The organism is Tessaracoccus zhenghani, assembly GCF_055326325.1.
The window spans coordinates 86,641-112,876 of sequence record NZ_JBUZNQ010000003.1 but is presented as its reverse complement, the minus strand read 5'-3'; the positions used below and the strand labels follow the sequence as shown (position 1 = coordinate 112,876).

Genomic DNA, 26,236 nt, shown 5'->3' with positions numbered 1-26,236 from the left:
GCCTGGCAAGATGGAACCCATGACTGATGCGAACTTCACGCGCCCGGGCGCCGTTGACCTGTCCTCACTGACGGATGCCGCGCCGACGGGTGGCAGCTACGTCACCTCGGTGACCGAGGCCAGCTTCAACGACCTTGCCGGCAAATCGATGCAGCACCCGGTCGTCGTCGAGTTCTTCTCCCCCCGGGACCCCAACGGCCAGCAGGTCTCCGCAGCGCTGGCCGAGCTGATCAACGCCGCCCAGGGTCGCTTCCTACTGGGCCGCGTCGATGTCGATGCCGAACCGCGGCTGGCCCAGGCGCTGGGCGTGCAGGCCGTGCCCACCGTCGTCGCCCTCATCGGGGGCCAGATGGCCCCCCTGTTCCAGGGCACCAAGTCCCGCGAGGAGATCTCGGCGGTGCTCGACCAGATCGCGCAGCTCGCCGTCGGCAACGGCATGACCGGGCGGGCGCAGCCCGTGGGTGGTGCCCCCGCCGGCAACGGCGACGCTGAGCAGCAGGCCGTCGCCAACCCGCGCTTCGCGAAGGCCGACGCCGCCCTGCAGGCGGGCGACTTCGCACAGGCCGTCCGGGAATTCGACGAACTGCTCAAGGAGACCCCGCACGACGCCGAGGTCGTCGCCGGCCGCGCCCAGAGCGCCCTGTTGGAGCGCTCCGCCACCTTCAACCCCGCGGAGATCGTGGAGCGGGCCGCCGCCCAGCCAGACGATGTCGCCGCCCAACTCGACGCGGCAGACCTCGAGGTCATCAACGGCCGCTACGAGGAGGCGTTCGACAGGCTGCTCGGCCTTGCCGCCGAGAGCGACGAGGAGCAGCGCGACGCCATCCGCGTGCGCCTGCTGGAGCTCTTCGAGGTCGTCGGCCGCGCTGAGAAGGTCGTCCTCAAGGCACGCCGCCGGCTCGCGTCCGTCCTGTTCTGAATAGGATGACTGGCATGGCACATGAGCGCGCCGGCCTGCCGGCCCAGGAATCAGATCTCATCAACGTCGACGAACTCCTCGCCGCCTACTACGACCGCACACCGGATCCGTCCAACCCGGACGAGATGGTCGTCTTCGGCACGTCGGGGCACCGTGGTTCCTCCCTCGACACCGCCTTCAACGAGGCGCACATCGCCGCCACCACCCAGGCGATCGTCGAGTACCGCGCCGCGCAGGGCACCACGGGGCCGCTGTTCATCGGCAAGGACACCCACGCCCTGTCGCTGCCCGCCTGGAAGACGGCGCTCGAGGTGCTGCACGCCAACGGCGTGAAGGTGCTGGCCGAGCGCGAGGACGAGTACACGCCCACGCCCGCCGTCTCGCGCGCCATCATCCGGTACAACAACAACGGCGGCGCGGCGCAGGCAGACGGCATCGTCGTGACCCCGTCACACAACCCGCCGCGCGACGGCGGCTTCAAGTACAACCCCCCGACGGGGGGCCCCGCAGACAGCGACGCCACCAAGGTGATCGCCGCCCGCGCCAACGAACTGCTCTCGGACATGGGCGCCGTCCGGCGCACGCCCTACGAGAAGATCGCCACGGACATCGAGCGCTACGACTACCGCTCCCCCTACTGCGCGGAGCTGGCCCAGGCGCTCAACTTCCCCGCCATCATGTCGGCCGGCCTCACGCACGGCGCTGATCCCATGGGCGGCGCGTCCGTCCAGTACTGGCAGTACCTCGCCGAGCAGGGCCTACCCATCGAGGTCGTCAACCCGGAGGTGGACCCCACCTGGCGGTTCATGACGCTCGACACCGACGGCAAGATCCGCATGGACTGCTCCTCCCCCAACGCCATGGCCTCCCTCGTCGCCCAGCGGGACAGGTACACCGTCGCCACCGGCAACGACGCGGATTCGGACCGCCACGGCATCGTCACGCCGGACGCCGGCCTGATGAACCCCAACGCCTACCTGGCCGTGGCGATCAACTACCTGTTCGCCCACCGTTCCGGTTGGTCGTCCGCCGCCGGCATCGGCAAGACGCTGGTGTCGAGCTCGTTGATCGACAAGGTGGCCACCAAGCTCGGTCGTCGCCTCGTGGAGGTTCCGGTCGGCTTCAAGTGGTTCGTGCCCGGCCTCATGGACGGCTCCATCGGCTTCGGCGGTGAGGAATCCGCAGGCGCGTCCTTCTTGACCCTGGACGGCCGCACGTGGACCACGGACAAGGACGGCATCCTCCTGGCGCTGTTGGCGTCCGAGATCATCGCCGTCACTGGCAAGACCCCCAGCGAGCACTACGCGGAGCTCGAGGCCGAATTCGGGAGGTCCTACTACGCACGCGTGGACGCCGACGCCAACCGCGAGCAGAAGGCGCGCCTCGGCAGCCTCGGCCGCGCCGACGTGACCGTCGACGAGTTGGCCGGGGAGCCCATCCGCACGGTGCTGTCGCACGCCCCCGGCAACGACGCGCCCATCGGCGGCATCAAGGTGACCACGGACAACGCCTGGTTCGCGGCGCGCCCGTCCGGCACCGAGGACAAGTACAAGATCTACGCCGAATCGCTGCGCTCCGAGGAGCATCTCGCGGAGGTGCAGGTGGCCGCCAAGGCGCTCGTCGACGCCGCTCTCGAGAACTGAGTCCGAGGGCCACCCCGCCGCCGGCGGCCGCACCCCCTATGGAAAACTAGGAGCCATGGAAAACTCTGATCTGTTCATCTGCATCGATCACGTCGGCCTGGCCGTCCCGGACCTCGATGAGGCCGTCAAGTTCCACACGGAGGTCTTCGGCTGGCGCGAACTGCACCGCGAGGTCAACGAGGAGCAAGGCGTTGCCGAGGCCATGATGGGAACCGGCGAGCAGGGCGAGGAGAACGCCAAGATCCAGCTCCTGGCCCCGCTGAACGAGAACTCGACCATCGCCAAGTTCATCGACCGCAACGGTGCCGGCATGCAGCAACTCGCCTACCGCGTGGCGGACCTGGACAAGGTCAGCGAAACCCTCAAGGAGCGCGGCATGCGCCTCCTGTTCCCGGAGGCCAAGCGCGGCACCGGCGGCTCCCGCATCAACTTCGTGCACCCCAAGGACGCACGCGGTGTGCTCCTCGAGCTCGTTGAACTCCCCAAGGAGCCCGCAGCGCACTGACGTTGCATGCTTTCCCGGCACAGAGGGGGCGGGGCGGTCATCCGCCCCGCCCCCTTCGTGTCGGTTCCGGTGATCCGGCGCGGGCACCGACTAGGCTCTGGAAGAGCGAGATGGAAGGACTGCACGGTGACTGAACCCCAGGACCTCGAAACCGAGGAGACCGGACTCAACCTGTTCGACGACAGGGCCTCGGCGGTGGGCAGCTTCCCCAATTCGATGCTCGGCTACGACAAGCATTCCGTCGACAGCTACGTGCGGGAGCTGGAGAACCGCGTCGCCGAGCTCAAGATGCAGGTACGTGAGCAGGCCCGCGAAACCCGCTACGTCCGCGACACCGTCGGCGACACGGATTTCAGCCGGCTGGGCGCCCACGCCGCCGGCCTCCTCAGGTCTGCCGAAGCGCAGGCGGGTGACCTGATCGACCGCGCCCAGCACGAAGCAGAACGGATCAAGACGGAGGCGCGCCGCACCGCGGCCGCGCTGCGGGAGTCCGCACAGCAGGAAGCAGACGACGTGCGCCTCACCGGCCTCGCGGGGCTGCGCCAACTCCGCCAGGAGCAGGCACAGGCAGGCAAGGCAACGCTCGAAACTGCCCGCCGCGACGCGGACCTCATCCTCGAAGACGCCCGCATCCGGGCCAAGGCACTGCTCGACGGCGCCACCGCGCGCTCCGAGAGCCTCCTCGAAGCCGGCCGGGCAGAAGCGAACCGGGTGCTCAAGGAGGCGGAGCGCCGGGCCATCGAGCTCAAGCTCGAAACCGAGCGCGCCGCGGAGAAGTCGGCCACGGAACTCGCCGCCAACGCGAAAGCCACGGATGACGCCATCGCTGAGCGGCTCGCACAAGCGGACAAGGGCGCTTCGGCGGCGGCGGACCGGGCCATGAAGGCCCGCGACGAGGCCCAGGCCATCCGCGCCGAGGCTGTCAAGGCCGCGGAAGAGATCCGGCTGACCGCCACCCGCCAGAGCGAGGAGACGCTCACCGTCCTCCGCGAGCGCGTTTCGCGCGCAGAGGCGGAGCTCGAGGAGAAGGTCGCCTGGCGCAAAGAACAGCTGGAGCGCGAGATCGCCTCGCTGGAAGCCCGCCGCGCGAACGCGCTCGGGCAACTGAGCAACCTGCGCGCCCTGGCCGAGGAATCCGGCGAGCAGTACGCCGAGAACACCACCACGGTCATCCCGACCGCAGACCCGGACAGCGAGACCACCATCATCCGAAACAGCAACGAGCAACCGTGAGCCACCCCAACGAGGCGGCGGCCGACGCCGCCCCCGGGGCCGCCCCCGCTTCCGAGGCGCCCAGCGCCACCCCCGACACGGCAGTCACGCCCAGGCACGTCGGGGCCGGCCGCGCGCGGCTGCCCCGCGTCGTCGGCCGCTTCTTCGGCACGACGGCGCGCGGCGCCCGCAAGATGCTCACGCCGTTGCCTGAAGCCATCGTCGAGCCGGTGCCCCCCACTCCCCACGCCGTCGAGGAGCGCCGCTACTCGGCCTTCGGCATGGGCTTCATGGGCGCCATCGGTGTGCTCGTCGCCCTGGCGCTTGCCCAGGCCGTCCTCACCGTGCAGAGCGTGCTCATCCTCGCCGTCCTGGCGCTCTTCCTGGCGCTGGGGCTCAACCCGGCCGTCGAGTTCCTGACCCGCCTGCGCGTACCCCGCGGCATCGGGGTGGCGCTGGTGACCCTCATGCTCCTCGGCGTGCTGGCCCTGGGCGTGGTGGCGCTGGTGCCCATCTTCACCGAGCAGACCACCGCCCTCACCACGCAGTTGCCGGAGATGTTGCAGACGCTCCTGAACCATCCGCTCCTGGCGGAGTGGGAACAGCGCGACGAAGTGCTGGCGCGGGCGCAGGAGTTCATCACCTCCGGCGCGCTGCTCCAGAACCTCTTCGGTGGGCTGATGGGCGCGGGCCGCCTGGTGGCCAACCTCGTCTTCTCCGTGATCGTCACGTTGGTGCTCACGGTGTACTTCCTGGCGTCCCTCCCCACCATCAAGGAGACCATCTACGCCCTCGCCCCCGCCAGCCGGCGCCCCCGTGCGCGCTACCTGGCCGACGGCATCTTCGGCGGCGTCTCCGGCTACATCACCGGCATGTTCGTGATCGTCAGCATCGCGTCGGTGTCTGCGTTGATCTTCATGAACATCGCCGGGCTGGGCGACTACTCCCTGGCGCTGGCCTTCGTCGTCGCGATCTTCTGCTTCATCCCGTTGGTCGGCTCCAGCTTGGCCATGATCACGGTCGCCATCGTCGGTTTCGCGGTGGATCCGGCCATCGGCATCGCCACCATCATCTACTTCGTGATCTACCAGCAGTTCGACGCCTACATCCTCTACCCGAACGTGATGAAGCGCACCGTGAAGGTGCCGGGCGCATTGGTGGTGCTCTCGGCGATCATCGGCGGCATGCTGTTCGGTGTGATCGGGGCCGTCATCGCCATTCCCACCACCGCCGCGGTGCTGCTGCTGTACCGCGAGATCATCCAGCCGGCGCTCGACGCCTCCTGATCCACGGAGCAAGCCTGCTAGGTTGGTCGGGTGCGTTTGGTCATTGCGAGGTGCCAGGTTGATTACGTGGGCAGGCTGACCGCCCACCTTCCCCTGGCCACCCGGCTCATCCTGGTCAAGGCTGACGGGTCGGTCTCGATCCACGCGGATGACCGCGCCTACAAGCCGCTCAACTGGATGAGCCCTCCCTGCACCCTGAAGATCACGCAGCCGGATCCGGAGGCCTCCGAACGCCTCGGGATCACCGAAGTGTGGCAGGTGCGAGCCAAGGACGGCGACACCCTGCACATCTCTATCGCGGACGTCCTGCACGATTCGGCCCACGAACTCGGCATCGACCCCGGCCTGCAGAAGGACGGTGTGGAGGAGAATCTCCAGGCCCTCCTCGCTGAGCACCCCGGCACGCTGGGCGAAGGCCTCAAGCTGGTGCAGCGCGAATACCTCACCCCCATCGGCCCGGTGGACCTCCTCCTGCGGGAGGGCACCGGCTACGTCGCCGTCGAGGTGAAACGCCGAGGCGAGATCGACGGTGTGGAACAGCTCACCCGCTACCTCGAACTGATGAACCGCGACCCCCAACTATCCCCCGTGCGCGGCATCTTCGCCGCCCAGCAGATCAAGCCGCAGGCCCGGACGCTCGCCACCGACAGGGGTATCGAGTGCCGCCTGATCGACTACGACGCACTGCGGGGTCTCGACAACGTCGACGAGCGGCTCTTCTGATGGGCCGGCGCCCCTCCAAGCACCTGCGGGCGCCGCGCCCGCTGCTCTCCGGCGGCTCGCAGCGCAGGGTGAGGAAGGGGGGCGTCAGCTACATCGTGCGCGACGTCCCCGCACACCGGGCGGAGAAGGAGTACCGCTGTCCCGGCTGCCGGCAGACGGTCGCCTCCGGCACCGCGCATGTCGTCGCCTGGCCTGAGAACGGCGCCTACGGCATCGACACCGGCATCGAGGCCCGACGACATTGGCACACACACTGCTGGGGACAGGCATGACGAACCAACTGCACCACCTCACCATCGGCTCCGGGGAACACACCGCCGTGTTCCTGCACGGGCTCTTCGGCCAAGGCAAGAACTTCGGCTCCATCGCCACCGGGCTGACAGACGTCGCCACGAGCTACCTGGTGGATCTGCCCAACCACGGCCGCTCGCCGTGGACGGAGACGTTCTCGCTGGACAACCAGGCCGCCGAGGTCGCCGAATGGCTCCACCAGTCGTTCGACGAGCCCATCGCACTCATCGGCCACTCGCTGGGCGGCAAGATCGCCATGCGCGTCGCCCTCCAAGCGCCGGAACTGGTCGAGAAGCTGATGGTGGTGGACATCTCGCCCGCCCGCAACGTGGAGGCGGCCCAGTTCGTCAACCTGGTGGCGGCGCTGCGCTCACTCGACCTGGCAGAGGTGCACAGCCGCACCCAGGCCGAGGAGGCCCTCGAGGAACTCATCCCGGACCAGACGGTGCGCCGCTTCCTGCTGCAGAACCTCCACCACAAGGACCACGTGTGGTTCTGGCTGGCGAACCTGGACCTGCTGGCAGATTCACTCCACGCGGTGGGCGGCTGGCCCCACATCGAGGGCGAGTTCGACGGGCCGGTGTTGTGGGTGACCGGAGGCCGCTCCCCCTACTGTCTGCCTGAGCATGAGGCGCCCATGCAGGCGCTCTTCCCGCGGGTGCGTCAGGTGACGGTGAAGAACGCCGGGCATTGGGTGCACGCCGATGACCCGGAGACCTTCACCAGCATCACCCGGATGTTCCTGACCCAGAACTGAGGAGCGGCGGCACTTCCTGGCTGAGCACGAAGATGCCCATCACCAGCACGAAGATGCCGAAACCCTTGCGCAGCGCCTTTTCCGGAACCATCCGGGTCAGGCGGGCACCGAGGAGCGCGCCGACCATGGCCGTGGCGGTCACTCCCAGCACCAGCGGCCAGTCGATGCTCACCGTCGTCAGGTAGCCGGCTAGGCCTGCGAACGACTTCATCGAAATCACCAGCAGCGACGTGCCCACGGCCACGGACATGCGCAGCCCTCCGAGCAGCGCGAGCGCCGGAACGACGAGGAACCCACCGCCGGCGCCCACCAGACCGGTGACGGCGCCGACGACGAGCCCTTCGACCAGGATCTTCGCCACGGGGAGATGGTCGCGCTCCTTCGTCGTCCCTGCTTTGCGGCCGCGGATCATGGCCACCGAGGTGGCGATCATCATCAACGCGAAGAGCAGCATCAGCACGAAGCCCGGGATGTGGCCCCCGGCAAGACCACCGGCGAACGCGCCGGCCATGCTGGCCGCGCCGAAGACCAGGCCGGTGCGCCACTGCACGTTACCGGTGCGCGCGTGCGCGAAGAGGCTCAGTGCGGAGGTGGCACCGACGATGAACAGCGAGGAGGCGATCGCCTCCTTGGGCCCCATGCCCGCGACGTAGGTCAACAGCGGCACGGTGAGGATGGACCCGCCGCCGCCGAGGAGGCCCAGTGAGAGCCCGACGGCGACGGCGAGGACCAGTACCAGGACTGTGGTGGCCACCTACTTGGCGGCTTCCTGGTAGTCGAGCCACCCCAGCCAACTACCGTCCAGTTCGGCCACGTCGTAGCCCTTCCGACGCAGGGCCGAGGCGGCCACGGAGTTGCGGACCCCGCTGCGGCAGTAGGAGACGATCCTGCCGTCGCGGGGCAGCTCGTCAAGATGCCACAGGACTCGACCGCCGCTCAGCTGGTACGAACCGTCGATGGCGCCCTCGGCGTGCTCGGTCTTGTTGCGGACGTCCAGCAGCATGTCGCGCTCGTAGGACGCGAGCTCGGCCGGCTGGATCACCATCGGGATGTACATGGGCAGCCCGTCGAGGCTCGTGGTGTAACCGCCGACCTGGTCGATCCCGACGCGCATGAGGTGCTGCCGGTAGGCGTTGGCCTCGTCGCGGTCCTGCGCGAGCAGGACCAGGGACGCTGTGTCGGTCTCGGGATCGTAGGCCCAGGAGCCGTAGGTGGCGGACTTCTCCAGGCCGGGCACGTTCACGGAGCCCTTCACCGTCCCGCCATGGACCTCGTCGTGCTGACGTGTGTCGACGAGGATGACCTCGCCGTCGCCGATCTGCGCCGCCAGGGACACATTGTCCAGTTCGGGGAGTACGGCGAGGGGGTGGCCCAGCACGGCCGGTCCGCTCCGGTTCTGACGCTTCATCCGCCCGAAGTAGGCGTGGGCGTCGGGCTGGCCGTCGAGGAGTTCATAGACGAAGCCCTGCTCGTCGTCGGAGGCCAGGAAGGGCGCCCACCAGGCGTAGGTGCGCTCGTAGCCCACCGTGGTGGACGGCAGCGCGCCGAGCGCCTTGCCGCAGGCGCTGCCCGCGCCGTGGGCCGGGTAGACCTGCACGTGGTCAGGGAGCTGGAGGAAGACGTTCTTGAGACTGGCGAAGAGCTGCCTGGCGCCACCGAAGCGGGTGTCGACTCCGCCGGCGGCCTCGTCGAGCAGGTCGGGGCGGCCGAGGTCGCCGGAGAAGACGAAGTCACCGGACAGCAGGTAGCCGGGGTCGCTGGCGAAGGCGCCGTCGGTGACGAGGAATGACAGGTGTTCGGGGGTGTGGCCCGGGGTGTGACGGGCCTCGATCGTGATGTTGCCGATGGTGATGGTGTCGCGGTCGTAGAGACGCTCACCCTCGAAGTCGTATTGCCACTCCTCGCCGCCCTCCCCTGAGACGTAGATCGTGGCGCCCGTGGCCGCGGCGAGTTCGCGGGTGCCGGACAGGTAGTCGGCGTGGATGTGGGTCTCGGTGACGGCCACGATCAACATGTCGTGGTGGGCGGCCAGCTTGAGGTACTCGTCGATGTCGCGTCGGGGGTCGACGACGACGGCGGTGTTCTCCGCCTGGCATCCGATCAGGTAGCTGGCCTGAGCGAGATCTTCGTCGTAGAAGCGATGCAGCAGCATGGTGATCTTCTCCTCGTGGGTCTGTGATGACACCACCATAACAGATACCCCCGGGGGTATCTACGAGACCGACGAAGACCGTTGTCAGGTCACTGAAGAGTGAATCAGCCGAGCGTGACGGCGGTGATCTTCGCCTCCGCGATGGGCGAGGTCTGGTCCCCCGCGTCCACGCCCTGGGCCGCGATGCCGCCCACCACATCGATGCCGGCCTGATCCATGGCGCCGAAGACGGTGTAGTCCGGCGCCAACTGCGAATCCGCATAGACCAGGAAGAACTGCGAACCGTTGGTGTCCGGGCCCGCATTGGCCATAGCGACGGTCCCCGTCGGGTAGGCCGCCTGACCCAAGTCCTTGATGGGCTCGAGTTCGTCGGCGTAGCTGTAGCCCGGCCCACCCATGCCCGTGGCCGACGGGTCCCCGCACTGCAGCACGAAGATGCCGTAGTCCGTGAGGCGGTGGCACACGGTGTCGTCGAAGTACCCCTGCTCCGCGAGCGAGACGAACGAGTTGACGGTGCACGGGGCCTTGGCCCGGTCCATCGTGATGGTGACGTCACCTGCCGTCAGCTCGAGCGTGGCGGTCACCTCGCCCTGCGTCGGCACCCCTGTGGTGGCTGGCGCGTCGACGGCCTTCGCGGGCTCCCCCGCGCTGGGGTACGCGCAGGTGGTGGTGTTCTCGCCCGAGACCGGACCTGTGTTGGTCTGGTTCGCGTCGGTACAGGCGGACAGGGACACGAGCGCGGCCGCGCTCAACATGGCAAGGGCTCGAATACGCACGGCTTCACTGTGGCATAGATTGGGACCATGGTCACACTCTCGAAGATCTATACCCGCACCGGCGACGCGGGCACCACCCGCCTGTCAGACAACTCCGAAGTCCGCAAGACCGATCTGCGCGTCGAGGCCTACGGGCACACGGACGAGGCGAATTCCGTCATCGGTGTGGCCGTCGCCCTCGGAGGGTTGCCGGAGCGGGTGGTCGAGATGCTGGCCCTCGTCCGCAACGAGCTGTTCGACGTGGGCGCGGACATCTCCAACCCGCTGGACCCGGACCCCAAGTGGCCCCCGCTGCGCATCGAGCAGCCCTCGATCGACCGCCTCGAGGCGTACTGCGACGAACTCCAGGAGGACCTGCCGGTCCTGCGCAGCTTCATCCTCCCCGGCGGGAGCCCCTCCGGCGCGCAGCTCCATGTGGCCCGCACGGTGGCCCGCCGCGCCGAGCGGGCAGCGTGGGCCTGCGCCGAGGCTTACGGGTTGGACGCTGATGGCGGGGTGAACTCGCTGGCGATCAAGTACCTCAACCGCCTCTCGGATCTGCTGTTCATCATGAGCCGCGCCGCCAACGGCACGGAGCATGAAGTCCTCTGGGTGCCGGGCACTGACCGCGAGAAGCCGACGCGAGCCTGACGGTGACCGCTTCCGCGGGGCCCCGGAAAATCAGAGCGGCGAATCAGCCGAGGTGGGCAGGTAGTTGGAGCCGGGCGGGGCGGACTCGAGCCAGCTCATGAGGGCCAGCACCTCGTCGCGTGCCATGGACAGGGACGACGTCGACCCGGTGAACCGGTCGCGCACCGTGACGATCATGGAGTCCTCGAACAGCGCGATGGCCTCCAGGCCCGCCGGCTGACGCTGGTGCACGTACGCCGTGGCGACGCGGGGGAAGACCCGTTTGGGGCGCAGGTTCAGCGAGAAGGCCCGGAACCATTCGAGGTTCTCGCCCCGGAATCTCGCCATGCCCAGCACCCAGCCGGAACCGGGGGTCTTCTCGTTGATCTGGTAGGCGCAGTCAAAAAGACCGCCCTGGCCAGTGAGCCAGCGGCGGCGGAGGTAAAGCAGCGCGAAAGGGAGCAGGACAAGAGCGATCACCATCAACGTTGTCCATACGATCTCCCACATCTGCCGGTCTCCTTTCCGCTGCGGGACTTCCCAAGTATGCACTCAGGGCAGCCCCCCGATGGAGGGCCGCCCTGAGTGGTGGGTGCTTCTAGTTGCTGGCCGCTCGTTCGCCTGCGCGAACCTGGGCCTTGAGCATCTTGAGCCGGTGGATCTCGGCGTCGTCGGCCTGGCCCTGCTGGGCCTTCAGGACGAGCGGCGCGAGTTCCTTACGGGCCTCCTCCAGACTCACCTCGTGACCGAGCGTGGCGAACTGCGCCAGCACCGACACGTGGCCGTGTGCCACCGAGATGAACCCGCCGTCGACCATCAGCGACTCGCTGGCGCCCTCTGCGGTCACGATCTCGACCATGGACGGCTCGAGGACCGCCAGCAGCGGTTCGTGACCGGGCAGGATGCCGATGTCGCCCTCGACCGTACGCGCGATGATGTTCACGGCGTCGCCGGACCAGACCACGCGGTCTGCCGAGACGACCTCGACATGCAGCGGTGCGTGCTCCATGGACTCAGCTTTCCTTCTGCATGCGGTCCCAGTTGGCCATGACGTCATCCATGCCGCCGACGTTGAAGAACGCCTGCTCAGCGATGTGGTCGACGTCACCGTTGCAGATCATCTGGAACGACTCGATCGTGTCGGCCAGCGGCACCGAGGAGCCCGGGATGTTCGTGAACTTCTCGGCCATGTAGGTGTTCTGCGACAGGAACTGCTGGATGCGACGCGCACGGTTCACGATGATCTTGTCCTCTTCGGACAGCTCGTCGATACCGAGGATGGCGATGATGTCCTGCAGTTCCTTGTTGCGCTGCAGGATCTGCTTCACGCGCACCGCGGTGTCGTAGTGCTCCTGGCCGATGTACTGCGGGTCAAGGATGCGCGACGACGAGCTGAGCGGGTCCACGGCAGGGTACAGACCACGCGAGGCGATCTCACGGGAGAGTTCCGTGGTGGCGTCCAGGTGGGCGAACGTGGTAGCCGGGGCCGGGTCGGTGTAGTCATCGGCAGGCACATAGATGGCCTGCATCGACGTGATGGAGTGACCCTTCGTCGAGGTGATGCGCTCCTGGAGCTGCCCCATCTCGTCGGCGAGGTTCGGCTGGTAACCCACCGCGGAGGGCATGCGCCCCAGCAGCGTGGAGACCTCGGAACCGGCCTGGGTGAAGCGGAAGATGTTGTCGATGAACAACAGCACGTCCTGGTTCTGCACATCGCGGAAGTACTCCGCCATGGTCAGGGCCGACAGGGCGACGCGCAGGCGGGTGCCCGGCGGCTCGTCCATCTGGCCGAAGACGAGCGCGGTGTCCTTGAGGACGCCCGCCTCTTCCATTTCATTGATCAGGTCGTTGCCCTCACGGGTGCGCTCCCCCACACCGGCGAACACCGAGGTGCCACCGAAGTTGTGGGCGATGCGGTAGATCATCTCCTGGATGAGGACCGTCTTGCCGACGCCCGCACCACCGAAGAGGCCGATCTTGCCGCCCTTCACGTACGGGGTGAGGAGGTCGAGGACCTTGATGCCCGTCTCGAGCATCTCGGTGCGGGACTCCAGCGCGTCGAACGCGGGGGCCGCGCGGTGGATGGGCCAGCGCTCGGTGATCTCGATCGACGCGGGGTCGACGTTGAGCACGTCACCGGTCACGTTCCAGACGTGGCCCTTGGTCACGTCGCCCACGGGCACCGTGATGGCGTCGCCGGTATCGGTGACCTCGGCCCCACGGCGCATGCCGTCGGTGGGCTTCAGTGCGATGGCGCGCACCACGTTGTCGCCGACGTGGAGGGCAGTTTCCATGGTCATGGTGCGCTTCTCGCCCATGACCTCGGTCTCAACGGTCAGCGCATTGCCGATGGGCGGGATCTGGTCAGCCGCGAACTCGACGTCCACGACGGGGCCGATGACGCGGGTAACGCGGCCGACACCACCGGTGGTGGCCGGCTGCGGGTCGCTCACAGTGGCAGTCATTTGTTACCTCATTCGTTTCCGGCTGATTCCGCCAGCGCCGAAGCGCCGCCGACGATCTCAGTGATTTCCTGTGTGATGCCCGCCTGGCGAGCCTGGTTCTCGGCGCGGGTCAGCTTCTCGATGAGCTCCTGCGCATTGTCGGTGGCCGACTTCATGGCGCGCTGGCGGTTCGCCAGCTCGGATGCGGCCGACTGGAGGAGCGCCGTGTGGACACGGTTCGCGACGAACAGCGGCAGGAGCCTGTCGAGCACCGTGCGTGCATCGGGCTCGAACTCGTAGAACGGGTGGGTCTCCTCCGCGCTGTCGACGTAGCCGCTGGGGGCGTCCTCGACGACCAACGGCAGCAGGCGCACCGCAACGGCCGTCTGCGTCATCATCGAGACGAAACGCGTGCCGACGATGTGCAACTGGTCGACGCCGCCCTCTTCGTAGGGGCGCAGGAAACGCTCGATGAGGACATCGGCGATCTCCTTGGCGTTGGCGTACGTGGGCCGATCCGAGAAACCGGTCCACGACTGCTCGATGTGACGGTTGCGGAAATCGAAGTACGCCACACCCTTGTTGCCGGTGATGTACTGGACGTTCTCCTGGCCCTCCTGGATGATCTTCGCGTGCAACTGCTCAGCCGCCTTGATGGCATTGGTCGAGTAGGCGCCTGCGAGACCACGGTCAGAGGTGATCAGCAGCATCGCGGAACGACGAGGCTTCTCCACATCGCGCAGCAACGGGTGATCGAGATCCTCCACGCTTGCCAGGGCCGAGACGGCCTGGGTCAGTTCGCGGGTGTACGGGGCCGCGGCTCTCGCCGCCTGCTGCGCCTTGACGACGCGGGAGGCGGCGATGAGCTCCATGGCTCGGGTGATCTTCTTGGTCGTCGATACGGATCGACGACGCTGGCGAAGCTCACGCAGACTGGATGCCATGCTCTATCAGCCCCGCTTCTGGCGCACGATCGTCGTCTGGGCGATGTCCTCGTCCTCGAGCGGCTTGTGCTCCTCGCGGCCGACGAGCAGCTTGCCCTCGGACGTGCGGAAGAGCTTCTTGAACTCGCCGATCGCCTGGACGGTGGCCGCCTTGCGGTCGTCGCCGAACTGGAAGTCGCCGGCGATGTCCGTCAGCACCGACGTGTTGTGGCGCAGGTAGTCGATCAGTTCCTGCTCGAACCGCAGCACGTCATCGACCGGTACGTCATCGAAGTGACCCTCGATGCCGGACCACACGGAGATGATCTGGTCCTCCACCGGGTACGGCGCGTACTGTCCCTGACGCAGCAGCTCGGTGAGGCGGGCGCCCCGGTCGAGCTGGCGACGGGTGGTGGCGTCGAGGTCCGAGGCGAACATGGCGAACGCCTGCATGTCGCGGTACTGGGCCAGGCTCAGCTTCAGCGAACCGGACACCTGCTTCATGGCCTTCACCTGGGCAGCGCCACCGACTCGCGACACCGACACGCCGACGTCGACGGCCGGGCGCTGGTTGGCGTTGAAGAGGTCCGACTGGAGGAAGATCTGGCCGTCGGTGATGGAGATCACGTTGGTCGGGATGTAGGCCGACACGTCGTTGGCCTTCGTCTCGATGATCGGCAGACCGGTCATCGAGCCGCCACCGAGCTCATTCGACAGCTTCGCGCAACGCTCCAGCAGACGGGAGTGGAGGTAGAAGACGTCGCCGGGGTACGCCTCGCGGCCCGGGGGACGACGCAGCAGCAGCGACATCGCACGGTAGGCCTCGGCCTGCTTGGTGAGGTCGTCGAACACGATCAGGACGTGGGCGCCCTGGTACATCCAGTGCTGGCCGATGGCCGACCCGGCGTAGGGGGCGATGTACTTGTAGCCTGCGGGATCCGACGCGGGCGCGTGGACGATGGTGGTGTACTCCATCGCGCCGGCGGCCTCGAGCGTGCCCCTGACCTCGGCGATCGTCGAGCCCTTCTGGCCGATGGCGACGTAGATGCAGCGGACCTGCTTCTTCTTGTCACCGGATTCCCAGTTGGCCTTCTGGTTGATGATCGTGTCGATCGCGATGGCGGTCTTGCCCGTCTTGCGGTCGCCGATGATCAACTGACGCTGGCCACGGCCGATCGGGATCATCGCGTCGATCGACTTCAGACCGGTCTGCAGCGGCTCGCGCACCTCCTGACGGTCCATGACGCCTGCGGCCTGCAGTTCGAGAGCGCGGCGTCCCTCGAGGCCGCTGATCTCGCCGAGACCGTCGATGGGGTTGCCCATGGCGTCCACGACGCGGCCCAGGTAGCCGTCGCCAACCGGGACCGATAGGACGTCGCCTGTGCCGTGCACGGTCGAGCCTTCGTTGATGCCTTCGGAATCGCCCAGGACGACGACGCCGATCTCACGCTCGTCCAGGTTGAGGGCGATGCCGAGGGTGCCGTTCTCGAAGCGCAGCAGCTCGTTGGCCATGGCCGAGGGCAGGCCCTCGACGCGGGCGATGCCGTCGCCCGAGGAGACGACAGTGCCGACCTCGGTGCGGCCGGCGGCCTTGGGCTCGTACGCCTGCACGAAATCGTCCAGGGCGTTGCGGATCTCGTCCGGACTGATGGTGAGTTCAGCCATGTCGTCCTACTCTTTCTTAGGATTCAGAAGTTGGTGAGCTGCCTGCGGGCATCTTCGAGCCGTGCAGCAACGGTTGATTCGATTACGTCATCGCCGATGACCACGCTCATGCCGCCGAGCACAGCGGGGTCGACCTCGATCTGCAGGTTGACGGGACCGCCGACCTGCTTCTCCAGTGCGGACTTCAGGCGGGAGACACGTTGGGGGTCGAGCGGCCGTGCGACCGTGACCAGGGCCATCTCTTCGCCTGCGATCTCGGCACCCATCTCCACGTACGACTTCGCCGTGAGGGCGAAGGTGCGCTGGCGGGCCTTCGCCGCGCGCGATGCGAGCATCGCGGTTGCGGGGTGGACCTTGCCCGAGACGAGCCGGTTGATGAGGTCGCGTTTGCCTTCCAGCGGATACTGCGCGTTGCGCAGGGCTCCTGCCAGTTCGCGGTTCGCGTCCACGGTCACGGCCAGCTGGTAAAGATCACCCGTGACGTCGTAGATGCGACCCTCGCGGTGCGCGCTGCGCAGCACCAGGCGGATGCCCTGCCGCTCCAGAGCGCGGACCAGCCTGTTGCCGCTGTTCCACGAGTGCTTGACGATCGCCACGACGACGTCGAGCGCCGCCTGCGAGATCTTCCCGCCGAGCAACCGCTCGGCGAGCTGTGCACGGTTGGCCTCGGAGGCCGAAGGATCCGAAAGGCTTCGACGCAGCGTCGGCTGACCGTCGAGCAGATCGACGACGGCGAACAACTCTTCCGCGGTACCGGCATCAGTGCTGATGCCGGCCACCTCGGAGTCGAGCGCAGCGTAGGCAACGTCGCGGGCCGTCATCGATCCGATCCTGCCGTCTCGAGCTCAGCCAGGAAACGATCGATGGTGCGCATGGCACGCTCGTCGTCCGTGAGGGACTCACCGACGATCTTGCCGGCGAGAGCGGTGGCCAGGCCGCCGACCTCACCGCGAAGATCCTGAACCAGCTGCGAACGCTCCGCCTCGAGCTGCGCACGGCCCGACTGCAGAATCCGCTGGGATTCCTTGCCGGCCTTGTCGCGAGCCTCGGCGAGGATCGTGGCGGACTGGTTCTTCGCATCCTCACGGATACGGGCGGCTTCCTCACGAGCAGCATTGAGCTGGTCGTTGTACTCAGCGAGCGCAGCTTCGGCCTTAGCCTCTGCGGCTGCAGCGCGTTGCATGCCACCTTCGATCTTGTTCGAGCGCTCTTCGTACATCTTCTCGAATGCCGGAACGACGACCTTCCACATGATGAGGAAGATGATCAGCATCAGGCCGATGCCCGCGAACACCTCCGACCAGTGGTGGGGTGCAAGGGGCCCAAGGATGTCTTGCGCCCCTTCCAAGGGGACCACAGGATGCCTCAGAGAACGAACGCGAGAGCGATGGCGATGATGGCGAGAGCCTCAACAACGGCGAAGCCGATGAAGGCGGTGCTCATCATGGCGCCACGGGCCTCGGGCTGACGGGCGGTGCCGTTGATGACCGACGCGAAGATCCAGGCAACGCCGAGGGCCGGGGCGATCGTGGCGATCGCGTAACCGATCATGTTCAGGTTGCCGGTGATTTCGAGGAGGGACATGTGTTTCCTTTCGGATGACTACCCAGGCGGTCGACCTGGGGAGGATTATCGGTGCTTTAGTGCGCCTCGGCGATCGAGGTCGACACGTACTGGGCGGTGAGGACGGTGAAGATGTAGGCCTGCAGGGCTCCGATGAACAGCTCCAGCAGCATGATGATGAGGCTGAAGAGGATCGAGACGCCGCCGGAGATGTTGTAGAACAGGTTGTCCTGCTGCGTGAGGAGCCAGCCGCCACCGACCACGAACACCATGACCACGAGGTGACCGGCGAACAGGTTGGCGAAAAGACGCAGGGCCAGCGTGATGGGGCGTGTGATGAACGTGGCCAGGAACTCCAGCGGGATGACCAGCGGCAGCAGGTACACGGGCACGCCGTCGGGGACGAGCGCCCTCTTGAGGAAGCCGCCGAAGCCCCACTTGGCGAAGCCTGCGCCGACGTAGACCAACCAGGAGAGGATGGCCAGGCCGTAGGCGTAGCCGACGTTGGAGAACGCCGGGTACATGAAGTAGAAGAACTGGCCGAACCAGTTGTTCACCAGCAGGAACGTGAAGAGGCCGAGGAGATACGGCAGGAACTTGCGGAAGTCGGAATGGAGGATGTCGCGCGCGATGCCGTTGCGGACGAACTCGTAGAGGTACTCCGCGAAGAACTGACCCTTGGTGGGCCGCACCTTCAGCTTGCGGGACGCAATCACCCACAGGGTGATGACCAGGAGGGCGCCGATGACCGCCTGGATGAGGGGCTTGTTCACCCAGTCGGGGAGGACGCCCGGCATGATGGATCCCCAGAGGAAGTCCTCGGTGCCAGGTGGCTCGTAGTCGCCGCCGGTCTCCAGCGGAAGAAGGCCCAGAGTCACGTACCACTCCCATATCGTTTGATGATCAGATACAAGCTACTGACAAGTCCTACGATGAGTCCGAGTGGCAGTAACCATGTTGTCTCGAGGAAATGATCACCGACCCACCCGAGGCCCCCGTAGAAAATCAACCCTGCGAGGATGTAGGCGAGAACGGCCATGCCGTCCTCATGCCCGGTGGGGCCAGAACGCTCTGACCCGTCGCCTGGCGTAGGTGAAGTGCCCATAACGTGGTTGAGCCTAGCGGAAAGAGCAGGTTGTTACACATCGGCGACGTCCTGTCCCAAAAACCTCTGCGGTCAGCCAGAGGACGGCGGCTCGTACTCGTGGTCGTAGACCGGCACCCGCTGGCGGGAGGCCACGAACACGACGCCGAACACCCAGGCCAGAACCGTGCCCGCCACGCTCAGGAGCAGCCATCCCTTGGACACATGCGGCGCGACGGACGACAGGCTCAGCAGCGCCCACAGCCCGGCCGCGATGCCCACCACCCGGACGCCGTAACTCACGAGGACCAGGCTGAGCCCCTGGAAGGGTTCGAGTTCGGAGGCGACCACCTCGAGCGCCTGCCCGATCGAGTAGAAGATGACAACGGCGGCGAAACCCAGGGCGGCCGTCAGGGCGGCGCTCGGGCCGTCGATGGCCAGGGCCAGGCCGAGGATGGTGAGGCCCACGACGTGACCGGCGATGACACCGCCGATCATCATTTCCCTGGCCCGCTGGGTGGCTCCCGTCACCTTGCGGCGCGCTTCAGTCATCGACGCTCTTCCTGTCGACGACCTCGGCCTCGCGGCCGCCGATGAAGCTCGGCGCGGTGCGCACTGGCCAGAGCGTGAGCACGAGCACGGTCACCAGGCTTCCCGCCACCAACCACACCGCGGTGGAGCGGTTGGTGAGGGCGATCAGCACCAGCCCCACCGAGACGACGGCGGACCAGCCGTACATGAGGAGCACGGCCCCCCAGTGGGAGTGTCCCCGGGCCAGCAGGCGGTGATGCAGGTGCTGCTTGTCCGCCTGGAACGGGTGCTGGCCGTTCCAGGCCCGCCGCACCCAGGCGAGCATCAGGTCGAGGAGCGGCAGCGCCAGCGCCGCCACCGGCAGCAGGATGGGCAGGATGGCGGGCAGCACGTCGCTGCCCTGCGCCAGCGCGCTGGGGTCGAGCTGGCCCGTGAAGGAGATGGCGCTCATGGCCATCAGCAGGCCGAGCAGCATCGCGCCGGAGTCGCCCATGAACATCTTCGCGGGGTGCCAGTTGTGGAACAGGAACCCCACGGCGATGCCGCAGGTGGCCACCGTGATGAGGCTCGCCGTCGTGGCGCGGGCGAGTTCCTGTTCGTAGGCCAGCACGTAGGTGTAGCTGAAGAAGGCGCCGGACCCGATGGCCACCACGCCGGCCGCCAGGCCGTCGAGGCCGTCGACGAAGTTCACGGCGTTGACACAGATGGCGATGATCAGGACGGTCACCATGATGCTGGTGGTGTCGTCGAGCCCGACGATCCGGTTCGGCAGCGGGATCCAGTAGATGCGCACACCCTGCATGACGGCGACGCCGGCGGCCAGCACCTGGCCGCCCAGCTTCACCAACGCCGGCATGTCGTACTTGTCGTCGAGCACGCCGACGATGCAGATGACCAGGCCCGCCCACAGCACGGCGGAGGCATCGTGCTCCACGGTGGTGTACCGGCCGAGGAACGGCATCTGGACGGCGAGCAGCATGGCGATGACCAGGCCACCGAACATCGCCATGCCGCCGAAGTACGGGATGGGATGGGTGTGGACGTCACGGTTGCGGACCGTGGCGAGGGCTCCCGTGCGCACCGCGATGTTCCGGGCCAACCCCGACAGGAGGTAGGTGGCACCGGCTGCGACGAACAGCACCAGGAGGTATTCGCGCACTAGTGACCCGGTTCCTCGGGTTCACCCTCGGCCGCGACGTCGGACTCCGGCTCGGGCTCGGGCGCAGATTCGGGTTCGAGTTCGGGCTCCGGATCATGATCCGGTTCGGGCTCCGTCGGTAGGCCGATGACCTGGGGTGCGAACTCGTGCAGCTGCGCCAGGCTCAGCGCGCCTTCCCTGAGGACACGGCCCTCGGGCGAGGAGGCGAAGTCGACGATGGTGGACGCCACTCCCCCGGCGGCGGGCCCCGCGTCGAGGTAGACGGCTACGCGGTCGCCCAGCTGGTCGACCGCCTCCTGGGCCGTCACTGCGGCGGGCCGACCGTGGACGTTGGCGGAGCTCACAGCGAGCGGGCCGGTGTGGCGCAGCAGGGCGCGCGCACCCTCATGGTCCGGCACCCGGACGGCGACCGTGCCGCCGGTGTCCCCCAGTTGCATGCCGGAGCGGGGCTGGGCGCGCAGGATCAGGGTGAGCGCACCGGGCCAGAAGGCTTTCGCCAGCGCAGCGGCACCCTCGGGCACCTCGTCGGCGACCGCGCGCAGCATGGACGGCTCCGCCACCAGCACGGGCGGGGGCATGTCGCGGCCGCGCTCCTTGGCGTTGAGCAGCCGCTGAACGGCGTCAGCGTCGAAGGCATCTGCCCCGATGCCGTAGACGGTGTCTGTGGGCAGCACGATGCACTGGCCCTCGCGGACGGCCGCGGCGGCCTCGCGGAGGCCGGTGTCGCCGTCGGCGTCGGCGTCGAGGTTGAAGACGCGTGGGGATTGAGTCACAGCCCAATCCTGCCATCATCCGCCGGTGCGGCGGCAGTGACGAACCGTGGGCGGCCCGTCAGATCGTTGCGTGGGGTCACGTCGGCGAAACCGGCCTCCTCGAAGAGGCGCACGACGGCGGGCGCATGGGAGTCGTCGTGTTCCGTGGCGAGGAGCCCGCCGGGACGCAGCAGCCGCGCGGCGACCTGAGCGACGACCCGCAGTGCGTCGAGGCCGTCCCGGCCAGAGAACAGCGCCATCTCGGGGTCCTGCAACACGTCGGCGGGCAGCAGTTGCCTGTGCGGCTCCGGGATGTACGGGGGGTTGACGATCACGAGGTCAACGGTGCCGTCGAGTTCGTGGAAAGCCTCCGCCATGTCGCCGAGCACGACGTCGACGGCCAGCCCGTCCAGGTTGCGCACGAGATACGCGTGCGCGTCGGGCGAGAGTTCGACGGCGTGGAGCTCCACCTGGCCCAGTTCGTGCCCGATGGCCGCTGTGATGGCACCCGAGCCGGCGCACAGCTCCACGACACGGCGCCGCCCGACGGGCCGCGCAGCCAGTTGCTTCAACGCCCAGGTGACCATCTCCTCGGTCTCCGGACGCGGGACGAACACGCCTGGCCCGACCTCGAGGGTCTCGTACCGGAAGTAGGCCACGCCGGTCAGGTGCTGCAGCGGCGCACCTTCGGCGCGGAGGTCGACGAGCTGGTCGACGACGGCGCGCTGCCCGGGCGAGACGCTCGCCACCAGCAACTGTGCCGGCTCGATGCCGAGCACATGCGCCACCAGGACGCGCGCCTCCGGGCCGGGGCTGGGCGAGCCGGAGCGGCTCAGGCGTTCGGCGACCTCGTGGACGACTTCGCTGGCCCTCACCCGCCCACTCCGGCGAGGCGCTCGGCGAGATCCTGCTCGGCCAGCGCGTCGAGTAGCGGGGCGAGCGCCCCCTCGAGCACGGCGTCGAGGTTGTGGGCCTTGAAGCCGATCCGGTGGTCGGTGATCCGGTTCTCCGGGAAGTTGTAGGTGCGGATGCGCTCCGAACGGTCCACGGTGCGCACCTGCGACTTGCGGGCGTCAGAGGCGGCCGCAGCGGCCTCCGCCTCCGCGCGCTGGGTGAGGCGGGCGCGCAGCATCCGCATAGCGGATTCGCGGTTCTGCAGCTGGGAGCGCTCGTTCTGGCAGCTCACCACCACGCCCGTCGGGAGGTGCGTGATGCGCACGGCGGAGTCCGTGGTGTTGACGCCCTGGCCGCCGGGGCCCGAGGAGCGGTACACGTCGATGCGGAGGTCGTCGTCGTTGACCTCCACCTCGTCGGCCTCCACGTCCGGCATCACCAGGACGCCTGCGGCCGAGGTGTGGATGCGGCCCTGCGATTCTGTGACCGGCACCCGCTGGACGCGGTGCACGCCACCCTCGAACTTGAGCCGGCCGTAGGGCCCGACCCCCAGGCTGCTGCCGCCCTTGACCGCGACGGTGACCGACTTGTACCCGCCCAGGTCTGTGTCCTGCGCATCGAGGATCTCGATCTTCCAACCGAGGTCCTCGGCGTAGCGGGTGTACATGCGCAACAGGTCACCGGCGAACAGGGCAGATTCGTCGCCGCCTTCGCCGGACTTGATCTCGACGAGGGCGTCGGCGTCGTCGTTGGGGTCGCGCGGGGCGAGCAGCCGGGTGAGCTTGGCCGTGGCCGTCTCGATCTGGACGTCCAGTTCCGCGACCTCGTCGGCGAACGCCGGATCGTCGGCCGCCAACTCAGCAGCCGCCCCACGGTCACCGGTCAGCCGGCGGTACTCCTCGATGCCCTCGACGACGGGACGCAGCGCGGCGTAGCGACGCCCGACCCTGCGGGAGCGGGCCATGTCGGAGTGCAGTTCGGGGTCTGATAGCTGCTTCTCCAGATCGCGGAACTCGTCGATCAGAGGCTGTGCGTTGTCGAACATGGCTGGCTCCTGGGCACGGTGGATCGAGGGCAAAAAGAAACGAACGCCGGTCCGGGCACTGCCCGGATCACGGCGTTCGTCTGCTTGGCTACTTCTTGGCGTAACGCTTCGCGAAGCGCGCCACGCGGCCACCGGTGTCAAGAATCTTCTGCTTGCCGGTGTAGAACGGGTGGCATTCGGCGCACACGTCGGCGTTCAGCGTTGCCTTGGTGCTGTGGGTGGTGTACGTGTTGCCGCAGGTGCAGGTGACCTGGGCCTCGACGTAATCAGGGTGAATTCCCTGCTTCATGATGAACTCCTAGGGGTGTGGGTTTCGGCCGGGTCGCCTGGAGGCGGCGTGAACCGGCACATCTAGCTATTATGCCACGCGCAACCGTTGCGGCCTAACCGTCCTGGGCCGGGGTGGTCTTGAGCACGCTGAGCAGGAAGTCGTGGTTGCTGGCGGTCTTCGTCATCCGCGACTTCAGCGTCTCCAGCGCGGCCTGGTTGTCCAGACCGGAGAGCGCGCGACGCAGCTTCCAGATGATCTGCAGCTCGTCGCGATTGAGGAGGAGGTCTTCGCGACGGGTACCCGAGGCGTCGACGTCGATGGCCGGGAAGATGCGCTTGTCCGCGAGCTCGCGACGCAGCCGCAGTTCCATGTTGCCCGTGCCCTTGAACTCCTCGAAGATGACCTCGTCCATCTTGGAACCGGTCTCGATGAGGGCCGTGGCCAGGATGGTCAGCGAGCCACCGTTCTCGATGTTGCGGGCGGCGCCGAAGAACTTCTTCGGCGGGTACAGCGCCGCCGAGTCCACGCCACCGGACAGGATGCGGCCCGACGCGGGGGCGGCCAGGTTGTAGGCACGCCCCAGACGCGTGATGCCGTCCAGCAGCACGACGACGTCGTGGCCCAGCTCCACCAGGCGCTTGGCGCGCTCGATGGCCAGCTCCGAGATCATGGTGTGGTCCTCGGCGGGGCGGTCGAACGTCGAGGCGATGACCTCGCCGGAGACCGTGCGCTGGAAGTCGGTGACCTCTTCAGGCCGCTCGTCGACCAGGACGACCATGAGGTGCACCTCAGGGTTGTTCGCGGCGATCGCGTTGGCGATGGACTGCATGATCATCGTCTTGCCGGCCTTCGGCGGCGACACGATGAGGCCGCGCTGGCCCTTGCCGATGGGCGAGACCATGTCGATGATGCGGCCGGTGAGGTTGTTCTGCACCGTCTCGAGGCGCAGGCGCTCCTGCGGGTACAGGGGGGTGAGCTTCTGGAACTCGGGACGGCCCTTGGCCTTCTCCGGGTCGTCGCCGTTCACCGAGTCGATGCGCACGAGCGGCTGGAACTTGTCCTTGCGCTCCCCCTCGCGGGCGACGCGCACGGCTCCGCTGATCACGTCGCCGCGACGCAGGCCGTAGCGGCGGACGGTGGCCATGGACAGGTAGGCGTCCGCCGGGCCGGGCAGGTAGCCCGTCGTCCGAACGAAGGCGTAGTTGTCGTTGATGTCGACGATGCCGGAGATGTTGGCCAGCTCGTCGTCGTCTGCGACGGTGACCTCGGCGTCCATGCGGTCCATGCCCTGGCCGCCACGGGTTGGGCGGCGCTGGTTGCGGTCGCGATCGCGGTCACGGCTACGGCGACGGCGACCGCGGCGGGAACCACCCTGGTCGTCGTCGTAGCTGGCGGGCTCGACGTTCACGGAGCGGGACTGGGCCGGCTGCTGCTCGCGCTGCTGCTGTTGCTGCGGCTGCTGCTGGCCGCCGGCTGCCGGCTGCGCGCCGCCCATGGCGGCCTCCAGGAGTTCGCCCACCACTTCGATGGTCTCCGGGTTGGGCTGACGCTCGCGGTCACGGCCGCGGCGACGCCGGGTGCGGGTGCCGTCGCCCTGCTGCTGGTCGCCACGCTGCTGGTCGCCACGCGACTGCTGATCGCGCTGCGGCTGCTGATCGCGCTGCTGGCGCTGCTCGCGGGGCTGCTGGTCACGCTGTTCACGGGGCTGCTGGTCGCGGGACGACTCGCCATCGCGCGGCTGCTCCGGGGCGGAGGATCCGTTCTTCGGCTGCGCCTCGGTGAGGAGCTCCGCCTGCGCGGGACGCTCGGCGCTGCGCTGGCGCGCCGGCCTGCCGCCTCCCTGGTTCTGGATGGCGGAGACCAGATCGGCCTTCCGCATGGCGGAGATGCCCTTGATGCCCAGCCCTGTGGCCACCTGCTTCAGGTCGACCAGTTTCATGCTGGACAGGTCAGCGGATTCGCTCAACGAGATTCCTTCCCAAGAGCCGACGCGCCGAAAATGGATTCAGGAGGCGCCGTCGGCGTCAGAATGATGGGACCCACTCAGCAGCTGAAGAACTGCGGCAGATTCGCCGCGAACAGCGCCTTCTTCGGTGGGCCACTCATCAGGTTAGCAATGACCCGGCCCAGATACCAAAGTTTCGGGCTAAAACAGTTCCACGCCCCCGGCGGGACGCAGGTGGCGCACGGTGAAACCCGTGACATCGACGGCGTCCACACCGGCCAGCTGCTCGTCAAGGCCGACGGCGATCACCGTCGGCCCCGCCCCGGAGATCGCGGCCGGCGCCCCGGCTCCGCGGAGGCGCAGCATCAGGTCGTGGCTCGACGGCATCATCGGCGCGCGGTACTGCTGGTGCAGCCGGTCCGACGTCGCGTCGAAGAGCAGGTCAGGTCGTTTCGTGAGAGCCAGCGGCAAGGCGGCCGCCGCGATGGCCTGCGCGACGGCGTCGGCGCGCGTCACGGTGTCCGGCAGCACGGCGCGCGCGTCGTCGGTCTTCGACTCGAAGTCCGGCACGAAGGCCACTGCGCGGAAACCTTCTGCCAGCGGCAACTGCACGAGTGAGACCCGCTCGTCGCGGGCCCACGCCAGGATCGCCCCGCCCCAGACCGCGGCACCGGCGTTGTCGGGATGGCCCTCGGCTTCGTGAGCCAGCCGGGTGATGGCGGAACGGTCCATGGGTTCGCCGGGGCGTGCGATCCCCCACGCCAGCGCCAGCCCGGCCACGATGGCGGCCGCCGAGGAGCCCAGGCCCCGGGAGTGCGGAATGGTGTTGTGCGCCGTCAGACGGAACCCGGGCGCCTCAGCGCCCCACGCCGCCAGGCCACGGTGGATGGACCGCACCACGAGATGGCTCTCGTCCGTCGGCACCTGGTGGGCGCCCTCCCCCGTCACCGCAACCTCCAGGCCGGGCGCCTCCCACAGGTCGAGCGTCAGCTCGTCGTACCAGTCGAAGGCCATGCCGACGCAGTCGAACCCGGAGCCCAGGTTCGCCGTCGTGGCCGGCACCCGCACAGTCAGGCGTCGGGCCACC

Annotated in this window: 29 protein-coding genes; 9 read left to right on the top strand and 20 right to left on the bottom strand. The window is 67.9% G+C overall.

Annotated features, from left to right (window positions below; translation table 11 throughout):
* Positions 1-19: 19 nt before the first annotated feature.
* The 8 genes from ACZK4S_RS07650 (at position 20) to ACZK4S_RS07615 (ending at position 7,336) form a co-directional block, all read left to right on the top strand.
* Positions 20-919, top strand: a complete 900-nt coding sequence (locus tag ACZK4S_RS07650) for a tetratricopeptide repeat protein (RefSeq protein WP_463643881.1) — start codon at positions 20-22, stop codon at positions 917-919.
* A gap of 14 nt (positions 920-933) precedes the next feature.
* Entirely contained in the window at positions 934-2,562 is a 1,629-nt protein-coding gene (gene pgm / locus ACZK4S_RS07645; protein WP_076058550.1) for a phosphoglucomutase (alpha-D-glucose-1,6-bisphosphate-dependent), read from the top strand.
* Positions 2,563-2,617: 55 nt separating this feature from the next.
* Positions 2,618-3,067, top strand: coding sequence for a methylmalonyl-CoA epimerase (gene mce / locus ACZK4S_RS07640; RefSeq protein WP_076058548.1), 450 nt, complete (start codon positions 2,618-2,620; stop codon positions 3,065-3,067).
* Positions 3,068-3,193: 126 nt separating this feature from the next.
* Positions 3,194-4,300: a DivIVA domain-containing protein gene (locus ACZK4S_RS07635; RefSeq protein ID WP_463643880.1), complete on the top strand. Its 1,107-nt coding sequence runs from the start codon at positions 3,194-3,196 to the stop codon at positions 4,298-4,300.
* A complete protein-coding gene (locus ACZK4S_RS07630; protein WP_076058544.1) occupies positions 4,297-5,565 on the top strand; it encodes an AI-2E family transporter in 1,269 nt (422 codons plus the stop codon). Before ACZK4S_RS07635 ends, ACZK4S_RS07630 begins: the two co-directional genes overlap by 4 nt.
* A gap of 30 nt (positions 5,566-5,595) precedes the next feature.
* Positions 5,596-6,288: an endonuclease NucS gene (gene nucS / locus ACZK4S_RS07625; RefSeq protein WP_076058542.1), complete on the top strand. Its 693-nt coding sequence runs from the start codon at positions 5,596-5,598 to the stop codon at positions 6,286-6,288.
* On the top strand, positions 6,288-6,560 hold the full coding sequence (locus ACZK4S_RS07620) for an Rv1322 family protein (protein ID WP_459397804.1): 273 nt from the start codon (positions 6,288-6,290) through the stop codon (positions 6,558-6,560). Before nucS ends, ACZK4S_RS07620 begins: the two co-directional genes overlap by 1 nt.
* Positions 6,557-7,336, top strand: coding sequence for an alpha/beta fold hydrolase (locus tag ACZK4S_RS07615; protein ID WP_463643879.1), 780 nt, complete (start codon positions 6,557-6,559; stop codon positions 7,334-7,336). The genes ACZK4S_RS07620 and ACZK4S_RS07615 overlap by 4 nt, the downstream gene beginning before the upstream one ends.
* Here ACZK4S_RS07615 and ACZK4S_RS07610 read toward each other — a convergent pair.
* From ACZK4S_RS07610 to ACZK4S_RS07600, 3 genes are all read right to left on the bottom strand, one after another.
* Complete coding sequence (locus ACZK4S_RS07610; RefSeq protein ID WP_463643878.1) at positions 7,308-8,090, bottom strand: sulfite exporter TauE/SafE family protein; 783 nt, start codon at positions 8,088-8,090, stop codon at positions 7,308-7,310. The two genes, ACZK4S_RS07615 and ACZK4S_RS07610, sit on opposite strands and share 29 nt — an antisense overlap.
* Positions 8,091-9,488 carry an MBL fold metallo-hydrolase gene (locus ACZK4S_RS07605; RefSeq protein WP_463643877.1) on the bottom strand — a complete coding sequence of 466 codons (1,398 nt, stop codon included), beginning with the start codon at positions 9,486-9,488 and terminating at the stop codon, positions 8,091-8,093.
* A 104-nt stretch (positions 9,489-9,592) separates the two neighbouring features.
* The gene (locus ACZK4S_RS07600) at positions 9,593-10,264 is read right to left on the bottom strand and encodes a peptidylprolyl isomerase (RefSeq protein ID WP_463643876.1); all 672 of its coding nucleotides are present in this window, start codon (positions 10,262-10,264) and stop codon (positions 9,593-9,595) included.
* 27 nt (positions 10,265-10,291) lie between these two features.
* Between ACZK4S_RS07600 and ACZK4S_RS07595 the strand changes: the two genes are divergently transcribed.
* Positions 10,292-10,894, top strand: coding sequence for a cob(I)yrinic acid a,c-diamide adenosyltransferase (locus tag ACZK4S_RS07595; RefSeq protein ID WP_463643875.1), 603 nt, complete (start codon positions 10,292-10,294; stop codon positions 10,892-10,894).
* Between the two features lie 30 nt (positions 10,895-10,924).
* On the opposite strand, the gene ACZK4S_RS07590 is transcribed toward ACZK4S_RS07595, so the two are convergent.
* From ACZK4S_RS07590 to thrB, 17 genes are all read right to left on the bottom strand, one after another.
* The gene (locus ACZK4S_RS07590; RefSeq protein WP_076058530.1) at positions 10,925-11,383 is read right to left on the bottom strand and encodes a DUF2550 domain-containing protein; all 459 of its coding nucleotides are present in this window, start codon (positions 11,381-11,383) and stop codon (positions 10,925-10,927) included.
* Positions 11,384-11,471: 88 nt separating this feature from the next.
* The gene (locus tag ACZK4S_RS07585) at positions 11,472-11,882 is read right to left on the bottom strand and encodes a F0F1 ATP synthase subunit epsilon (RefSeq protein WP_076058527.1); all 411 of its coding nucleotides are present in this window, start codon (positions 11,880-11,882) and stop codon (positions 11,472-11,474) included.
* Between the two features lie 4 nt (positions 11,883-11,886).
* Positions 11,887-13,338, bottom strand: coding sequence for a F0F1 ATP synthase subunit beta (gene atpD, locus ACZK4S_RS07580; RefSeq protein ID WP_076058525.1), 1,452 nt, complete (start codon positions 13,336-13,338; stop codon positions 11,887-11,889).
* Positions 13,339-13,346: 8 nt separating this feature from the next.
* A complete protein-coding gene (locus ACZK4S_RS07575) occupies positions 13,347-14,261 on the bottom strand; it encodes a F0F1 ATP synthase subunit gamma (RefSeq protein ID WP_076058521.1) in 915 nt (304 codons plus the stop codon).
* Between the two features lie 6 nt (positions 14,262-14,267).
* On the bottom strand, positions 14,268-15,905 hold the full coding sequence (atpA, locus tag ACZK4S_RS07570) for a F0F1 ATP synthase subunit alpha (protein ID WP_076058518.1): 1,638 nt from the start codon (positions 15,903-15,905) through the stop codon (positions 14,268-14,270).
* Positions 15,906-15,928: 23 nt separating this feature from the next.
* Complete coding sequence (locus ACZK4S_RS07565) at positions 15,929-16,726, bottom strand: F0F1 ATP synthase subunit delta (RefSeq protein WP_463643874.1); 798 nt, start codon at positions 16,724-16,726, stop codon at positions 15,929-15,931.
* On the bottom strand, positions 16,723-17,253 hold the full coding sequence (locus ACZK4S_RS07560; protein ID WP_463644133.1) for a F0F1 ATP synthase subunit B: 531 nt from the start codon (positions 17,251-17,253) through the stop codon (positions 16,723-16,725). The genes ACZK4S_RS07565 and ACZK4S_RS07560 overlap by 4 nt, the downstream gene beginning before the upstream one ends.
* A gap of 17 nt (positions 17,254-17,270) precedes the next feature.
* Complete coding sequence (gene atpE, locus ACZK4S_RS07555; protein WP_076058514.1) at positions 17,271-17,489, bottom strand: ATP synthase F0 subunit C; 219 nt, start codon at positions 17,487-17,489, stop codon at positions 17,271-17,273.
* 56 nt (positions 17,490-17,545) lie between these two features.
* The gene (atpB, locus tag ACZK4S_RS07550) at positions 17,546-18,346 is read right to left on the bottom strand and encodes a F0F1 ATP synthase subunit A (protein ID WP_233120660.1); all 801 of its coding nucleotides are present in this window, start codon (positions 18,344-18,346) and stop codon (positions 17,546-17,548) included.
* Positions 18,347-18,645: 299 nt separating this feature from the next.
* Entirely contained in the window at positions 18,646-19,104 is a 459-nt protein-coding gene (locus ACZK4S_RS07545) for a hypothetical protein (protein WP_463643873.1), read from the bottom strand.
* Entirely contained in the window at positions 19,097-20,242 is a 1,146-nt protein-coding gene (locus ACZK4S_RS07540) for an MraY family glycosyltransferase (protein WP_076058508.1), read from the bottom strand. Before ACZK4S_RS07540 ends, ACZK4S_RS07545 begins: the two co-directional genes overlap by 8 nt.
* Positions 20,242-21,015, bottom strand: a complete 774-nt coding sequence (locus tag ACZK4S_RS07535; protein WP_463643872.1) for an L-threonylcarbamoyladenylate synthase — start codon at positions 21,013-21,015, stop codon at positions 20,242-20,244. The genes ACZK4S_RS07540 and ACZK4S_RS07535 overlap by 1 nt, the downstream gene beginning before the upstream one ends.
* Positions 21,012-21,869, bottom strand: coding sequence for a peptide chain release factor N(5)-glutamine methyltransferase (gene prmC, locus ACZK4S_RS07530; RefSeq protein ID WP_463643871.1), 858 nt, complete (start codon positions 21,867-21,869; stop codon positions 21,012-21,014). The genes ACZK4S_RS07535 and prmC overlap by 4 nt, the downstream gene beginning before the upstream one ends.
* Positions 21,866-22,933: a peptide chain release factor 1 gene (prfA, locus tag ACZK4S_RS07525; RefSeq protein WP_463643870.1), complete on the bottom strand. Its 1,068-nt coding sequence runs from the start codon at positions 22,931-22,933 to the stop codon at positions 21,866-21,868. Before prfA ends, prmC begins: the two co-directional genes overlap by 4 nt.
* Positions 22,934-23,021: 88 nt before the next feature.
* The gene (gene rpmE / locus ACZK4S_RS07520; RefSeq protein ID WP_076058500.1) at positions 23,022-23,222 is read right to left on the bottom strand and encodes a 50S ribosomal protein L31; all 201 of its coding nucleotides are present in this window, start codon (positions 23,220-23,222) and stop codon (positions 23,022-23,024) included.
* 94 nt (positions 23,223-23,316) lie between these two features.
* Positions 23,317-25,170: a transcription termination factor Rho gene (rho, locus tag ACZK4S_RS07515; protein ID WP_463643869.1), complete on the bottom strand. Its 1,854-nt coding sequence runs from the start codon at positions 25,168-25,170 to the stop codon at positions 23,317-23,319.
* A 180-nt stretch (positions 25,171-25,350) separates the two neighbouring features.
* A complete protein-coding gene (gene thrB / locus ACZK4S_RS07510; RefSeq protein WP_076058495.1) occupies positions 25,351-26,235 on the bottom strand; it encodes a homoserine kinase in 885 nt (294 codons plus the stop codon).
* Position 26,236 lies beyond the last annotated feature (1 nt).

What these genes read in the sequence shown, in the direction of transcription:
- rpmE (WP_076058500.1), bottom strand. Translation starts at nt 23,222, where the DNA reads ATGAAGCAGGGAATTCACCCTGATTACGTCGAGGCCCAGGTCACCTGC.
- prfA (WP_463643870.1), bottom strand. Translation starts at nt 22,933, where the DNA reads ATGTTCGACAACGCACAGCCTCTGATCGACGAGTTCCGCGATCTGGAG.
- ACZK4S_RS07615 (WP_463643879.1), top strand. Translation starts at nt 6,557, where the DNA reads ATGACGAACCAACTGCACCACCTCACCATCGGCTCCGGGGAACACACC.
- ACZK4S_RS07595 (WP_463643875.1), top strand. Translation starts at nt 10,292, where the DNA reads ATGGTCACACTCTCGAAGATCTATACCCGCACCGGCGACGCGGGCACC.
- ACZK4S_RS07590 (WP_076058530.1), bottom strand. Translation starts at nt 11,383, where the DNA reads ATGTGGGAGATCGTATGGACAACGTTGATGGTGATCGCTCTTGTCCTG.
- atpE (WP_076058514.1), bottom strand. Translation starts at nt 17,489, where the DNA reads ATGTCCCTCCTCGAAATCACCGGCAACCTGAACATGATCGGTTACGCG.
- atpA (WP_076058518.1), bottom strand. Translation starts at nt 15,905, where the DNA reads ATGGCTGAACTCACCATCAGTCCGGACGAGATCCGCAACGCCCTGGAC.
- atpD (WP_076058525.1), bottom strand. Translation starts at nt 13,338, where the DNA reads ATGACTGCCACTGTGAGCGACCCGCAGCCGGCCACCACCGGTGGTGTC.
- ACZK4S_RS07575 (WP_076058521.1), bottom strand. Translation starts at nt 14,261, where the DNA reads ATGGCATCCAGTCTGCGTGAGCTTCGCCAGCGTCGTCGATCCGTATCG.
- mce (WP_076058548.1), top strand. Translation starts at nt 2,618, where the DNA reads ATGGAAAACTCTGATCTGTTCATCTGCATCGATCACGTCGGCCTGGCC.
- ACZK4S_RS07620 (WP_459397804.1), top strand. Translation starts at nt 6,288, where the DNA reads ATGGGCCGGCGCCCCTCCAAGCACCTGCGGGCGCCGCGCCCGCTGCTC.
- ACZK4S_RS07565 (WP_463643874.1), bottom strand. Translation starts at nt 16,726, where the DNA reads ATGACGGCCCGCGACGTTGCCTACGCTGCGCTCGACTCCGAGGTGGCC.
- ACZK4S_RS07605 (WP_463643877.1), bottom strand. Translation starts at nt 9,488, where the DNA reads ATGCTGCTGCATCGCTTCTACGACGAAGATCTCGCTCAGGCCAGCTAC.
- ACZK4S_RS07585 (WP_076058527.1), bottom strand. Translation starts at nt 11,882, where the DNA reads ATGGAGCACGCACCGCTGCATGTCGAGGTCGTCTCGGCAGACCGCGTG.
- ACZK4S_RS07545 (WP_463643873.1), bottom strand. Translation starts at nt 19,104, where the DNA reads ATGACTGAAGCGCGCCGCAAGGTGACGGGAGCCACCCAGCGGGCCAGG.
- pgm (WP_076058550.1), top strand. Translation starts at nt 934, where the DNA reads ATGGCACATGAGCGCGCCGGCCTGCCGGCCCAGGAATCAGATCTCATC.
- ACZK4S_RS07650 (WP_463643881.1), top strand. Translation starts at nt 20, where the DNA reads ATGACTGATGCGAACTTCACGCGCCCGGGCGCCGTTGACCTGTCCTCA.